The organism is Streptacidiphilus neutrinimicus, assembly GCF_000787815.1.
GTDB classification, from domain to species: Bacteria; Actinomycetota; Actinomycetes; order Streptomycetales; family Streptomycetaceae; genus Streptacidiphilus; species Streptacidiphilus neutrinimicus.
This window is the reverse complement of sequence record NZ_BBPO01000124.1, coordinates 1-13,026: the sequence shown is the minus strand read 5'-3', so window position 1 is coordinate 13,026 and position 13,026 is coordinate 1. Positions and strand designations below refer to the sequence as shown.

Annotated in this window: 12 protein-coding genes and 1 pseudogene; 5 read left to right on the top strand and 8 right to left on the bottom strand. The window is 73.3% G+C overall.

Going from position 1 to position 13,026, the window contains the following annotated elements; genetic code table 11:
* Window positions 1–164: 164 nt before the first annotated feature.
* Window positions 165–761: a GNAT family N-acetyltransferase gene (locus TR48_RS36565; RefSeq protein ID WP_052443348.1), complete on the top strand. Its 597-nt coding sequence runs from the start codon at window positions 165–167 to the stop codon at window positions 759–761.
* On the top strand, window positions 745–1,857 hold the full coding sequence (locus TR48_RS36560; RefSeq protein ID WP_052443347.1) for a lysylphosphatidylglycerol synthase transmembrane domain-containing protein: 1,113 nt from the start codon (window positions 745–747) through the stop codon (window positions 1,855–1,857). Before TR48_RS36565 ends, TR48_RS36560 begins: the two co-directional genes overlap by 17 nt.
* 12 nt (window positions 1,858–1,869) lie before the next feature.
* On the opposite strand, the gene TR48_RS36555 is transcribed toward TR48_RS36560, so the two are convergent.
* The 6 genes and pseudogenes from TR48_RS36555 to TR48_RS36535 form a co-directional block, all read right to left on the bottom strand.
* Window positions 1,870–2,271 carry a hypothetical protein gene (locus TR48_RS36555; protein WP_152628384.1) on the bottom strand — a complete coding sequence of 134 codons (402 nt, stop codon included), beginning with the start codon at window positions 2,269–2,271 and terminating at the stop codon, window positions 1,870–1,872.
* A gap of 19 nt (window positions 2,272–2,290) precedes the next feature.
* Complete coding sequence (locus TR48_RS36550) at window positions 2,291–4,024, bottom strand: AbeC-like domain-containing protein (protein ID WP_042374931.1); 1,734 nt, start codon at window positions 4,022–4,024, stop codon at window positions 2,291–2,293.
* Window positions 4,025–4,127: 103 nt separating this feature from the next.
* Window positions 4,128–4,703 carry a flavin reductase family protein gene (locus TR48_RS46085; RefSeq protein WP_236652493.1) on the bottom strand — a complete coding sequence of 192 codons (576 nt, stop codon included), beginning with the start codon at window positions 4,701–4,703 and terminating at the stop codon, window positions 4,128–4,130.
* 378 nt (window positions 4,704–5,081) lie between these two features.
* Window positions 5,082–5,975: pseudogene (locus TR48_RS46080) on the bottom strand (metal-dependent hydrolase); the annotation flags it as partial.
* Between the two features lie 46 nt (window positions 5,976–6,021).
* Window positions 6,022–7,800: an SDR family oxidoreductase gene (locus TR48_RS36540; RefSeq protein WP_042374930.1), complete on the bottom strand. Its 1,779-nt coding sequence runs from the start codon at window positions 7,798–7,800 to the stop codon at window positions 6,022–6,024.
* Window positions 7,797–8,708 carry a M24 family metallopeptidase gene (locus TR48_RS36535; protein WP_042374928.1) on the bottom strand — a complete coding sequence of 304 codons (912 nt, stop codon included), beginning with the start codon at window positions 8,706–8,708 and terminating at the stop codon, window positions 7,797–7,799. Before TR48_RS36535 ends, TR48_RS36540 begins: the two co-directional genes overlap by 4 nt.
* A 164-nt stretch (window positions 8,709–8,872) precedes the next feature.
* On the opposite strand from TR48_RS36535, the gene TR48_RS36530 reads away from it, so the two are divergent.
* Window positions 8,873–9,634, top strand: coding sequence for an SIR2 family NAD-dependent protein deacylase (locus TR48_RS36530; RefSeq protein WP_042374927.1), 762 nt, complete (start codon window positions 8,873–8,875; stop codon window positions 9,632–9,634).
* The gene (locus tag TR48_RS36525; RefSeq protein ID WP_042374926.1) at window positions 9,627–10,361 is read left to right on the top strand and encodes a nucleotidyltransferase domain-containing protein; all 735 of its coding nucleotides are present in this window, start codon (window positions 9,627–9,629) and stop codon (window positions 10,359–10,361) included. The genes TR48_RS36530 and TR48_RS36525 overlap by 8 nt, the downstream gene beginning before the upstream one ends.
* 98 nt (window positions 10,362–10,459) lie before the next feature.
* Here TR48_RS36525 and TR48_RS36520 read toward each other — a convergent pair whose 3' ends face one another.
* Together TR48_RS36520 and TR48_RS36515 are read right to left on the bottom strand one after the other, a co-directional pair.
* Entirely contained in the window at window positions 10,460–11,452 is a 993-nt protein-coding gene (locus TR48_RS36520; protein ID WP_052443346.1) for a hypothetical protein, read from the bottom strand.
* A 100-nt stretch (window positions 11,453–11,552) separates the two neighbouring features.
* Window positions 11,553–12,032 (bottom strand): hypothetical protein, encoded by a 480-nt coding sequence (locus TR48_RS36515; RefSeq protein WP_052443345.1) that lies wholly within the window; start codon window positions 12,030–12,032, stop codon window positions 11,553–11,555.
* A gap of 277 nt (window positions 12,033–12,309) precedes the next feature.
* Between TR48_RS36515 and TR48_RS42705 the strand changes: the two genes are divergently transcribed.
* On the top strand, window positions 12,310–13,026 hold a 717-nt coding region (locus TR48_RS42705), incomplete at its 3' end, for an alpha/beta fold hydrolase (RefSeq protein WP_236652492.1).

Below are 13,026 nucleotides of genomic sequence, written 5' to 3'. Positions count from 1 at the left end.
GCGGTCTTGCTTCGGTGCCTTCTGCTGCTGTTCCTGCGCGCTGCCACCACGGCGGTCACCACGTGTGCAGGTCCACTCGCAGTCTTTCCGCCGTGTGTTGCCGGGAGGTGTGCGGCCCGAGAAGTTTGAGGTTTGTCAGGTGGCCGCTCGGGAACGGAAAGGGCATGTCACGGGCGGAGCTCTCGGTACGTCCGGTGCGCGCCGACGACCCCGGGAGGCAGGCTCTCGCCCGTTTCTCCGAGGCGCACGGCACCTTCCGCTGGTGCTCCTGCCAGCGCTGGCGCATGACGAGCACGGAGTTCCGGGCGAGTGACGTCCCCGGCCGCGTCGAGGCACTCGAGGACGAGGTGCGCGGCGGCGGGCCGGTCGGCGTGCTCGCCTTCTCGGACGACGAACCGGTCGGCTGGTGCTCGGTCGCGCCCCGCGCGTGCTACCGCGCGCTGGGGCGTTCCCGTGTCCTCGCGCCGGTCGACGACCTACCGGTCTGGTCCTTGGTCTGCTTCTACGTCCCCGGCCCCTGGCGTCGCCGCGGGGTGACCGGGACACTGCTGCGCGGCGCGCTGGCATACGCCCGCGAGCAGGGGGCATCAGTCGTGGAGACATATCCTGCCGGAGGCGGGCAAGGGCAAGCACAGCCTGCGGCCGAGGGCGGCTCCTACTCGCACATGGGGCCGCGTGGCCTCTTCGAGCGGGAGGGGTTCGTCGACGTCACCCCACCGGGGAGGAAGCGGAGCGTGCTGCGTCATGACCTCCGGGCCTGAGCTCGCCCCCGAGGAGAAGGCGTCCGCCGCCGGTGCGCCCGGTGCGCCCCGCACGCCCGGTACGCCGGGTGCGGACCGCGCGGACGGCACCGGGAGTGCCGGGAGCGCGGACCACGGAGCCGACGCGGTCCTCGCGGGGGCGACGGGGACGCTGGCGGAGGCGGGCGGCCCGCCGAAGCGGCTGAGGATGCGGCGCGTGGTGACGCTCGTGCTGTGCGCGATCGTCGTCTACGTCGTGCTGTTGCAGGTGCTCCGGCACAACGCCAACCCGCTCCCGGCACTGGAGCGCGCGAACGCGGTCTGGCTGGTGCCCGCGCTGGCCACCGCGGCGCTCGGCTCGGTCGGGGCTACCTTCGCGATCGTCGGTTTCGTTCCGGAGCGGGTGTCACTGAGGAGAGCACTGCTCGCGCAGCTCTCCGGGTTCTTCGTCAACCTGGCCACCCCCGGCGGTCTCGGCAGCGCCGCCGTGAACACCCGCTTCCTCGCCCGCTCCGGCATCGCCCAGACGCAGGCCCTGGCCAGCGTCGCGCTCGGCCAGATCGTCGGCTTCGTACTCCACCTCGCGCTGCTCGTCGCCTTCGGCACCTGGATCGGCGCGAACTACGCCGCGTCGCTGCCGACCGGTGCGACCCTGCTCATCGCGGCCGCCTCCCTCGCCGCCTGCGTCGGCGTCTGCGTCGGCGTGCCGCGGCTGCGCCGCTGGCTCGCCGCCCGGCTCCGCGAAGCCGGCCCGCGCCTGCGCGAACTGATGGGCCAGCCCGGCAAGCTCACGGTCGGCGTCCTCGGCCAGCTCTCGGTCACGCTGATGGCCGTGGCGAGCCTGTACTTCTGCTCCCGGGCCTTCGGCCAGGCGGCGACCTTCCCCGAGGTCGGCTTCGCCCAGCTGGTCGGCTCGGCGGTCGGCTCCGCGATCCCCATGCCGGGCGGCATCGGCTCCTCCGACGCCGCCCAGGCGTACTCGCTCCAGGTCACCACCGGCGTCGCGGTGGCGACGTGGGTGCCGGTGGTGCTGGTCTACCGCCTGCTGACCTTCTGGCTTCTGCTGATCCCGGGGTGGATCTCCTTCCTGTACCTGCAGAAGCGTGAAGCGCTCTGAACCGAGGCCGGTTCAGCCGCCGGCCAGCATGCGCACGCTCTCCTCGACCGCCACCACGAGCTCGGCCAGCGGCGCGACCCCGGCGACGAGGCCGCGCAGCCGGGTCAGCCACTTGCGCAGCCGGGACTGGTCCGGCTCCTCCTCGTCGAGCTCGTCCTTGAGGCCGAGCGCGGCCGCGTGTGCGGTCGGCGCGTCGGGGAGGTCGTAGCCGCCCGAGGCGAGCAGGCCGAGGAGGCGGGCCGCGTCCGCCCGCGCCTGCGCGAGGGCCTGGGCGCTGGTCTCGCCGTGCTGCTGGCGGATGGTGACCCGGTTGTTCTCACCGGCCACGAGCGCGGAGTCGTTCACGGTTCCGCCGCTGATGACGATGCCCTTGTTGCCCATGCCGCCCTCGTGGCCGCTGTCGTGCCTGGACACGGTCCTGTCGCCTTTCTCGTCAGCCGCGGTGCGGCGAGGGAGTGCTCACGGTGTTGCCCTGACCGGCGACGATGGTGCCGCTCATGGAGCCGCCGGTGATGATGACGCCCGCGTTGAGAAGTTGGGCCCGGCTGTCGTCCAGCTCGGTCGTGTCCAGCCCGTTCGCCTCGAGGATCTGCGCCAGGTAGTCGACCAGCCGCATGTCCAGCTGCTGGGAGATGCGGGTGACGTCCGCGCGCTGGAAGTAGTTGCGGTAGAGGGAGTCGGCGGCCAGTTCGCGCAGGCTCAGCCGGGCGCCGTAGTCGAAGGTCCGGTCCTCCGCGATGGCGCGCAGCAGGTCCTCGTTGCGTCGGGTGCGTCGCCCGGGCTCGCGCAGCTCCCGGTAGACCGCGGTCGGGGCCGCCGCCAGGTCCTTCAGCCCCGCCTTGAGCGACTGCGCGGCGATCACCGGCTCGGTGTCGTCCCCGCCGATTGTCGGCAGCGTGCCCGTGGCGGTCGCCGAGGACCCGGCCCGCGCGCCGCGTTCGAGCACGGAGTCGGCCACCCGGTAGGCGGCCCTGACCGGCGGCAGCAGCAGCGTCGTCGTGGACAGCGAGAGCAGCCCGCCGCTGAGCACGACCTGCACGAACAAGGAGAGCACCAGGTCCGCGCCCCAGGCGGTCACCTCGACCCGGAGGCAGTGCCGGACCGGGCCGTGGTCGCGGCCGCGGTGGGCGTGCACCAGCGGGTCGGGCACCTCGGTGACGGGCGGTCGCTTCTCGTCCGGCAGCACCGCGTCGGTCAAGCCGCTGCCGCGGACCCAGGGCTGCCGGAGCTCGGTGCCGTTGACGAAGAGCTTCTCGGTGACCCTCAGGTTGGCGATGCCGTCCGTCGCGCCGGGGGCGGCGGCGCCGAGGGCGGTGAGGCGCGAGGCGAGACCCTCGACCAGGTCGTCGGCGCTGATCGGCACCGTCCACGGTTCGCGCCGCGCCTGTGCCGGTACCGTGCCGGTCAGCCCGCGGGCAGGGGCGAGGTGCATGGTCAGCGACCAGGTCTGGCGTTCCACGCCGGTGCCGACGAAGGGCGAGTAGCCGCTGTAGACGGTGATGTTGCCGTCGGTCAGCGGGGCCCCGTCGGCCGTGCGCGGGTGAGTGGCCGAGAACCCCTCGGCGGTCAGCTCCCGGCTGACGGTCTGCCACGCCTCGGTGCGCTCCTGCCAGCACACCAGCCACGGCACCACCACCAGCGCGACCACGAGCAGGAGCAGGGCGAGCACCTGCCCGGGCAGGTACACCAGGGGCGCGGGCAGGATCTGCACGACGCCGGTGACGAGCCAGGCGGCCGCCAGCATCACGACCGCGCGCATCACCGCGCCCAGGATCACCCTGCGCCGCGCGGATCCGGGGCGGGAGCCGGTGCCGGCGGCGATCCGCGAGGACCGGGGGTCGAGCGAGCGGACCCCGTCGCCGCCGGCCATCGCGGCGATCGGCCAGAACACGAGCGTGGCGGCCGGTTGCAGCAGGAACGACACCAGCAGGCACGTCGCGAGCCTGCGGTCGCGCAGGGACAGGCGTTGCACGGCGCGGCGGGCGTGCTGGTGCACGATCATGATGTTGACCCCGTGGCTGGGGGCCGGTGCGCGGTGGTGCTCCTCCTCGATCTCGCGGATCACCGCACGGGCGAAGCCCTCGTCGAGGTGCGTGCCCGCGCACAGGTAGCGGGTGGCCGTCGTCATGTCGTCGACGGCCGAATCGGTCAGCGGTTCGGTGTCCACAGCGCTTCCCAGGGACGTCGGATCTGTTGGGCCTCCATCGAATTTCAGTCAGTTTCACACAGTTGACGACATGTCAGGGTCATTATGGTGGAACTGGTCCGGATCAGAGATCCAGCACGAGCTTCCCGTCCTGGCTGCGGGAGACGCAGATCAGCATCGAGTCGGCCCGCTCCTCTACGGTCAGCAGGTCGTCGCGGTGCTCCGGAGTGCCGCCGAGGACGCGGACCTTGCAGGTCCCGCAGAAGCCCTGCTCGCAGCTGTAGGCGACGTCCGGCACCCGCTCGCGCACGGCGCTCAGCACGCTGCGGTCCGCGGGGACGGTCAAGGTCGCCCCGGTGCGGCGCAGTTCGACCTCGACGGTGTCGCCGTGGGCCGCGCCGCCGGCGGGGTGGAACCGCTCGAGGCGGGCCTCGACGCCGGGGCGGAGCGCGCCGAGGGTGTCGACCACGGCGTCCATCAGCGGCTCCGGGCCGCAGACGTGGACGATCGCGCCGTGGGGGGCCGATTCCAGCGCCGCGGACAGATCGGGCAGGCCCTCGGTGTCCGTCTCGACGACGGTCACCCGGGTCTCCGCGTCAGCGAGAGCACTGATCTCGTCGAGGAACGGCATGCTCGCACGCGAGCGCCCGACGTACAGCAGACGCCAGTCAATTTCGCGAGCAGCGCTCTCGCGGATCATCGGGAGGATCGGGGTGATCCCGATGCCGCCCGCCACGAAGTAGCGCGGGCCCTTGCCCGGCGCGAGCGGGAAGCGGTTGCGCGGCCGATGCGCCTGCACGGACGCGCCGGCCGTCAGCGTCTCGTGGACCTCCTTCGAGCCGCCGCGCGTGTCCTCCGTCAGCCGCACGCCGATCCGGTAGACCCCCCGCTCGGCAGGGTCCCCGCACAGCGAGTACTGCCGCACCAGGCCCGAGGGCAGCAGCAGGTCCAGATGAGCGCCCGGTTCCCAGGCCGGTAGCGGAGCACCGCTCGCGGACGAGAGCACCAGTTCCGCCACGCCCTCGGCCGGCTCGCGCCGCTCGGCGACGACGAGTTCGAGCGGACGCGTCGCCGCCTCCGCCTGCTCGGCAGCGGCCCGCGCAGCGGGCGAACCGGCCAGGTAGGCCAGCGCCGTGGCCGTCGAGCCCTCCTGCGTGGGGTGGTAGCGCTTGCGCATGAAGCGCGGCACCGCGCTGAAGATGTCCTTCGGCGTGGGCACCAGATCCGCCTTGGCGGCGCGCACCCAGTCCTTCATCGTCGGCTCCAGCGCTTTGCGCTGAGCGGGTGTCAGCTCCGGATCGTTAGCGATGAAGAACTTCACGCCGCGGATCCACAGCCAGGCCATGGTCGGGAAGACCGTGGTCATCGCCCGCATCCGGCGGCCGTAGCGGCCGTCGAGGTGCTGGAAGACGTCGAACGCGACGGAGCGGTGCTCCACCTCCTCCGCGCCGTGCCAGCGCAGCAGGTCCACCATGACCGGGTCGGCGCCGAAGCGCTCGAACCCCCGCGCGTCCAGCACCCACTTGCCGAGCACGGCCGTGAAGTGCTCGATCGCCGCGATGAAGGCGACCCGCTCCTTCAGCCACCAGGCCGTCGCCGCGGGCGGCGCGGTGTGGTCGCCGAGCAGGTGCTCGAAGAACCAGTCCATCTGGGCGGTGTAGGGGGACGGGTCCAGGCCCTGGGCGATCATGTGGTCCAGGACGGTCGAGTGCGCCTGGGAGTGCACGGCCTCCTGGCCGATGAATCCGATCATGTCCTCGCGCAGTCTCGCGTCGCGGACCAGCGGCAGGGCCTGCTTGTACACGTCCACGAACCAGCGCTCGCCGGCCGGCAGCAGCAGGTGCAGGACGTTGATCATGTGGGTGGCGAAGGGGTCGTTCGGCACCCAGTGCAGCGGCGTCTGGGTCCAGTCGAAGCTGACGCGGCGCGCCTGGAGCGGCGCGTGCTCGGTGCTGACCTCGAGTGCGGTCACGGTGGGGGCTCCTCGTGGTTCACGGTCGATCGAGGGTCGGTCGCGCTCAGCGCGGGGTCAGGTCGCGGCGGGCGACGAAGCGGAGCGTGCCGGGGGAGAGGCGGCTGAGCGCCCGCCCGATCCGCGCCTCGGCGGCCACCGGCACCACGGGCCGGTTCTCGCGCACCGCGCGCAGCACCGCGTCCGCGACGCGCTCCGGCGGCAGGTTGCGCAGCCGGTAGAGGCGGTCGGCCTTGCCGCGCAGCTGCTCCTGCTCGCCCGCGCTCACGCCGACGTAGCGGGTGGCCTTGGCGATGGCGGTGTTGACGAACCCGGGGCAGACGGCGCTGACGCCGATGCCCTGGTCGGCCAGTTCGGCCCGCAGGCACTCGGTGAGCATCAGCACCGCCGCCTTGCTGGTGGCGTAGGCGGACAGCGTGCGCGAGGGCAGATAGGCGGCGGCCGAGGCGATGTTGACGATGTGTCCGCCCTGCCCGCGCTCCTTCATCATCGCGCCGAAGAGGCGGCACCCGTGGACGACGCCCATCAGGTTGACGCCCAGTACCGCGTCCCAGTCGGAGGTCGCCGTGTCCAGGAACGCGCCGCCGAGCCCGATGCCGGCGTTGTTGACGACGACGTCGGGCGCGCCGTGCTCGGCACGCACCGCCTTGGCGAACTCCTCCATCGCGGCTGGGTCGGAGACGTCGACGGCGTACCAGCCGGTGCGCGGTGCCCCGAGCAGCGAGGCCAACTGGGCGGTGCGCGCGGCCGACTCGGGGTTGAGGTCCGCTGCGACGACGGAGGCGCCCGCGTCCGCGAAGGCCAGCGCGGTGGCGCGGCCGATACCGCTGCCCGCGCCGGTGACGACGACCAACCTGCCCGCGTACTCTGCGGTTTCGCCCCTGTCCGCGGCGTCCGGGCGCACCTGTGCGCGATCCAGGTCCGGCGCGGCCGGGGCCCCCTCGATGTGGGCGACGAACTCGTCGATCCATCCGGCCAGCACCGTCTCGTGCGTCAACGGAGCCCAGTGCCCGGCGCGCAGCGGACGCCGCCAGAGCCGTCCGACGAACGGCTGCGGCGCCTGCCCGGCCATCGCGGGCGTGACGTAGAGGTCCTTCTGCGGCAACACGACCTGCACCGGGATGTCGGTGGGCCGCCTCCGGGGCCGGGCGAGCCGGGGGATCATGTTGGCCCGGTAGAGCGCCAGGCCGCGCACCGCGTCGGTGGGGAAGGTGGGCGCGCCGCTGCCGTGCGGCACGCCCTCGACCGCGTGCAGCAGCGCGGGCCAGGCCCTGACCATGGCCGTGCGCCACAGCAGCGGGGGCAGCAGCGGCAGGTGAAAGTAGCCGATGTACCACGAGTGCACGCCCTGCCAGGCCAGTTGGCCGAGTGCGCGCGGATTCGGGCGGCGGAGCCTGCTGCGGAACCACTGCCCGACGTGGTCCAGGCACGGCCCGGAGATCGAGGTGAACGACGCGATCCGGTCGGCGAGGGCGGTGCCGGTCACCGACTCCCAGGACTGGATGGACCCCCAGTCGTGCCCGACCAGGTGCACCGGCCTGTCCGGGCTGACCTGCCGCAGTACGGCGCCGAGGTCCGCCTCGAGCGTGGCGAGCGTGTAGCAGCGGACGGCCCGCGGTGCGTCGGAGTGTCCGGCCCCGCGCACGTCGTAGGCGACGACGTGGTGGCGCTCGGCGAGCTGCTCGGCGATCGGCCGCCACACCGCGTGGGTGTCCGGGTAGCCGTGCACGAGGACGACGGTGGTGGCGGCGGAGCGCTCCCCCCACTCGAAGACCGCGAGCCGCACCCCGTCGGGCGCGGTGACGTAGGACTGGAGCTCCTTCACGCGGCGCTCTCCTCTTCGGTCACGGCGTCGGACACGGCGTCGGCCCGGTCTGCGGTCGGGTGTTCGGGCGTGGTGGCGGCCGGGGCCTTCGCGGTCCAGGCGCGGACGTGAGGCAGGTCGTCGTCCAGCCAGTACGCGTCGTCCTCGGTGACGACGAGCAGCTCCTCGAACTTCGCGCCGACCTGGCGCAGCCCGAGGTGCGGCTCGACGGCCCACAGGCCCGGAGTGGGCGCGTGGCCGGAGGACTTGCCGTCGGCCCACAGCGGCGAGCGGCCTACGATCCGTTCGGCGACGAGCTCGCGGCCGAGCGTCTGCAGGCTGCGCACGCCGAACCCGGCGACGATCGCGCGCGGACCGCGCACCTTCAGGCGGGTGACCTGGTGCGCGAGCACCCGGCCCGGGTAGACGCGGTGGCGGTTGTCGTAGCCGTGTTTGGCGATCAGGGCGTCGACGGAGCGGTAGATGGCGTTGAGCGGCTTGCGCTCGCGCACCTCGGCGAGGATCAGCGCGCGGTACTCCTGCAGGTCGTCGAGGATCTGCGCCTGGACGGCGTTGCCGCCCAGGCTGCCCGCGTACCCGATGTCGGCGGTGTAGCCGTCGGCGACGGGCGCGCAGTCGAGGATGAACGGCATGCCCTCCTCGAGCCGCCGGTCGGTGGGGAAGAACTGCAGCGGCGTGCGGAACCGGTGGAACGTGGTGCGGTCGCCGAACCAGGCGAACGGTACGTGGAACCAGTCGTCCGCGCCGTTCTCCATCAGCCAGTGCCGCATCCGCTGCGCGGCCTGCTTCTCGGTGACGCCGGGCTCGAGGGTCGCAGCGACGGCCTCCGCGCAGCGGTAGGCGAGCTGTTGGACGGCGCGGAAGCGGTCCAGGTCCTCCGGCGCCCAGGCCGGCTGCTTATTAGACATGGTGTCAACATACTGCTGAGTCAGGTCGGCGCAACAGATGTCGTCGGCGAGTTTTCCGGCGCTCCCACAGCTGGTCCCGCCGTCGGTCACGAGCCCGGTCCAGACCCGGTCGCGAGCTCGAAAACCCGGTCGCCCGCAGGCGGCGCGCTCGCTACGTTTCCTTCATGAGCGACACCGCCCGCCCCCTCGTCGCCGCGCTCACGGGCGCCGGCGTCTCCACCGACTCCGGCCTGCGCGACTACCGCGGCCCCCAGGGGCTGTGGCGCGACGACCCCGACAACGAACGCCTGGTCACCATCGGCAGCTACCTGGCCGATCCGGAGGTCCGCGCCCGGAGCTGGCGGATGCGGCTCGACACCGGCGTCCTCGACGTCCGGCCCAACGCCGCCCACCACGCCCTCGCCGCGTACGAGCGCACCGGGCTGCCGCTGCGCGTGCTGACCCAGAACGTCGACGGGCTCCACCAGCTCGGCGGCGTCACCCCTCGCAAGGTGCTGGAACTGCACGGCACCGCCCGCCGCACCCAGTGCACCCGGTGCCGCGTCCGCGGCGAGATGGCCGAGGCCCTCGACCGCGTCCGTGCGGGCGAGGCCGACCCGCCGTGCGCGGCCTGCGGCGGCGTGCTCAAGCCCGCGACGGTCTTCTTCGGCGAACACCTCGACCCCGAGGTCCTCGGGCAGGCCCGGGCCATCGCCGCGGCCTGCGACATCCTCCTCGCGGTCGGCTCCACCCTCCAGGTGCACCCGGCCGCCGGACTCGTCGACATCGCCCTCGCGGGAGGCGCCCGCGTCGTCGTCGTCAACGCCGACCCGACGCCCTACGACGACGCGGCCGCGGAGGTCCTGCGCGAGCCGATCGGCACCAGCCTCCCCACCCTGCTCCGCCGCCTCGCGGCGGAGGCGGGCGCGGACTGGCCCGATGAGTGACGTGACCCGCCCCGCGCCGCAGGCCGCGGCGGCAGAGCTGATCGCCGCCCGCTTCCCCGCCGCCCGCGCGGCCTTCCTCGCCGGGAGCGTGCTGACCCGGCGCCGCACCCCGACGTCCGACCTGGACGTCCTCGTGCTGGTGGGCGCCGAGGCGTCGCGCTTCCGGGAGAGCTTCCGCCATGCCGGCTGGCCCGTGGAGCTGCTCGTGCAGAGCGAGCAGGACTGGCACGGCTTCGCGGCGAGCGAGACCGCGGCGCGCCGTTCGCCGCTGCTGCACATGACCGCCCACGGGCGCCTGCTGGTGGACGCCGACGGGCTCGGCACCCGGCTCCAAGCCGAGGCCCGGCAGCGGCTCGCCGCCGGGCCCCCGCCCGTTCCGCACCGTCAACTGGAGGCGATGCGCTACGCGTTGACCGACACCCTCGACGACCTGCGCGGCTGCGCGGACCCCGGGGAGCGGGTCTTCCTGGCCGCGCACCTGCTGGAGCGGGCTGCCGAGTTGGCCCTGCTTGCCGACGGTCGCTGGTTGGGCGCCGGCAAGTGGCTCTCCCGGCGGCTCGCCGAGGCCGATCCCGGCCTGCACGGCCGCCTCACGGAGGGGGTCGCCGCCGTCGTCACGGGTGCGGCTGACGGGACGGAGCGCCTGGCGGCCGTCGTGACGGAGGCCCTTGAGCGAGCGGGCGGACCGTTGTGGGACGGATACCGGCGTTCGTCCGCCGTGGACTGAAGCCGCCGTCGGCCTGAGCGGGGCCAGTGGCGGCGTTCCCGGCCGACCAGGGACAGGTGCGGGCGCGCGCGGTGTTCACCGCGGGCACGACCCCGTCGTCATGCGGGCGTTCGTGCCAGTCGCGCGTGAAGATCGGTGACCTCGCCCGTGAGCGAGGCCTTCACTTCGGCCAACTCGCCCGCGTGCTGGGCGATCGCCGCGTTCTGGTAGGCGGACTCGACCGCGAACCACACCCCTGCGAGATTGGTGCGGGCCTTGCAGGCCACGTCCGTCTCCGCCGCGGAGATCTCGGCCTTCGTCGGCGTGGGCGTGGGCGGGAACAGCTCGGGGGCGAGCATGGGGTTCGTCTCCCGGTACCCGGCTCGCGCCATGCACGAGGACCAGCTCCTGAAGACGGCCACGACGCGCGGGTCGGCCATCGAGGCGGTGAAGCTCGCCGCCTTCAACTGCTCGACCAGACCGTCGACGGAGTTCACCGCGCGCTGGCGGCCGCCCGCCGTCGTCCCGTCGGTCTGCTCCCCCAAGGCCCGGTCGGCCTCGCCCCGACAGCCCTGCGCGGGCACCGCCGTGCCCTTGTACGTTCCGGCAGGCCCACGGGTCGCGGGGTCGTAGCCGGTCAGCACCACCTGCTCGGGCGCCGACAGATCGGCGAGCAGCACCATGCCCCCCGCCGCGCCCTTCGGTGGAGCGTCCTGCTGCGGCGCGTGGTAGCCCCAACGGCGCACGAGGCCGGGGTCGATGACGCCGTAGCGCCGCGCCAGGAGGGACTCCGCGGCAAGCGCCGGACTGTCCGCGGTGGGCCGAGGCCCGGGATCGGGGTAGGCGAAGCCGAAGCGGGCGAGGCAGGAGCGGATGCCCGCCTGCGTCAGCCACTGGCGCTGGACCGTCTCCAGCGGCGTCAGCATGTACGACTCGATGGGCAGGTGGAGGCCGGTGAGGTCGCCCGTGACCTGCGGAGTCGAGACCGGTGCCGGAGCGGCGGCCGCCCTCGTGGCAGCGTCGGCGCCGCAGCCCGTCAGGGTGGCGAGGGCCAGCGCGACCACGGCGCCGAACGCCCCGCGTGTCGCCGACAGGCGGCTGGGTCGGGTCATGCGGTGTCTCTCCTGGGCTTCGGTTCGGGCGGTAACGCGCGTGGCGGTCGTTCAGGGCCGGCCTGCCCGGACGGAAAGGAACAGGCCGGTGAGGGATGTGTCAGCCGCACTGGTAGATGTACTGGACCCCGAGCGGCGCCACCGATGCCTCGTTGTTGCGCAGGTTGGACGTCAGGTTGCCGCCGCGGCCCGGGTCGAGGACGTTCGAGTCGCCGGTGCTGTTCGGGTACACGTAGATGCCCATGCTGCAGTTGGTCGCGCCGTTCTCGGCGGACGCGGCGTTGTTGCGCACGCCCTGACCGGCCCCCGCGCCACTGTTCGACCCCGGGGCGTTGTCGTTGGCGAAGCTCCAGTAGCCGAGGTCGCCCGCGCCGGCCTCGCCGTTCTGCCAGATCGCGCCCTCGGCGTTCGGCGAGTAGTAGAGGCACAGCGCCTTCGCGCAGCGGACCGGAGCCGTGCTGGTGCTCCAGCTGTCGATGTTCGTCGAGGTGGCGCCGGCCTCTCCGGCCAGGACTCCGACCATCAGCGCGGCCGTGGTGCCGACCATCGCGACGCGGCGACCCATGTTCTTGAGACCCACAGTTGTTCCTCCGGATGTTGGGTGGGGTGTGTTTCGTGTTGGTCTCAGCCAGTTGATCCGTCTCCGCACGGCTCGGTCAACGATCTTGGGAGAGCTGAGACGTCTCCTCCGTCTCAGGGCGCTGACCAGGCATTTGATACGCCTCTTTGGGACGGACCAGGTACCGGAGTCATTCCGTCCGACCCGCAGAGCGCTCAGCGGACCCGGAGGGCGACCTTCCCGGCGCCTTCGGGGGAATCGCGGGACCGCTCCGCCGACGCCGTGTGAGGATGCGGGTGTGCCTCACGTGCCCACCGAACACCGTTACCTCGCCGACGACGGCGCCGAACTCGGCTACCTGGAGCGCGGGTCGGGGGCGCGGCTGATCTGTCTGCCCGGCGGCCCGGGCGCCGACGTGCGCTACCTCGGCGGGCTGGGCGGCCTCGACGAGCACCGCACGCTCGTCCTCGTCGACCAGCGGGCCACCGGCCGCTCACCCGTTCCCGACGACCGGTCACGCTGCACCTACCCCGCCCAGGCCCACGACCTGGAGGCGCTCCGCCGCCATCTCGGCCTGGAGACCCTCGACGTGCTGGCCCACTCGGCCGCCTGCCTGACGGCCCAGGAGTACGCCGCCGCCTACCCCGGGCGGGTCCGGCGGCTCGTCCTGGTGACGCCCGCGGGCGTCGTCGCCCGTGAGCCCGACGAGGACGAGGTGGCCGCGATCCGCGCCTCTCGCGCGGACGAGCCCTGGTATCCGGCGGCCGTCGCGGCCCAGGCGGAACTTGCCGCAGGCGGCGTTGAGCCGGAGCGGGCCGACGAGTTGACGCTGCGGACCGTGCCGTTCGTCTGGGGCCGGTGGCGCGACGAGTACGCCGCCCTCTACCGCGAGCCCACGCAGGACGCGCCCGACTGGTACCGCGCAGTCTTCTACTCCGGCGCCCCGGCCCCCGTCGACCGCGCCGCCCGGCTCGCGCGGCTCGCCGCGTCCGGCGCCCGGCCGCTCGTCCTGGCC

What these genes read in the sequence shown, in the direction of transcription:
- TR48_RS36565 (WP_052443348.1), top strand. Translation starts at nt 165, where the DNA reads ATGTCACGGGCGGAGCTCTCGGTACGTCCGGTGCGCGCCGACGACCCC.
- TR48_RS36560 (WP_052443347.1), top strand. Translation starts at nt 745, where the DNA reads ATGACCTCCGGGCCTGAGCTCGCCCCCGAGGAGAAGGCGTCCGCCGCC.
- TR48_RS46085 (WP_236652493.1), bottom strand. Translation starts at nt 4,703, where the DNA reads ATGATCCGCGAGAGCGCTGCTCGCGAAATTGACTGGCGTCTGCTGTAC.
- TR48_RS36535 (WP_042374928.1), bottom strand. Translation starts at nt 8,708, where the DNA reads ATGTCTAATAAGCAGCCGGCCTGGGCGCCGGAGGACCTGGACCGCTTC.
- TR48_RS36530 (WP_042374927.1), top strand. Translation starts at nt 8,873, where the DNA reads ATGAGCGACACCGCCCGCCCCCTCGTCGCCGCGCTCACGGGCGCCGGC.
- TR48_RS36525 (WP_042374926.1), top strand. Translation starts at nt 9,627, where the DNA reads ATGAGTGACGTGACCCGCCCCGCGCCGCAGGCCGCGGCGGCAGAGCTG.
- TR48_RS36520 (WP_052443346.1), bottom strand. Translation starts at nt 11,452, where the DNA reads ATGACCCGACCCAGCCGCCTGTCGGCGACACGCGGGGCGTTCGGCGCC.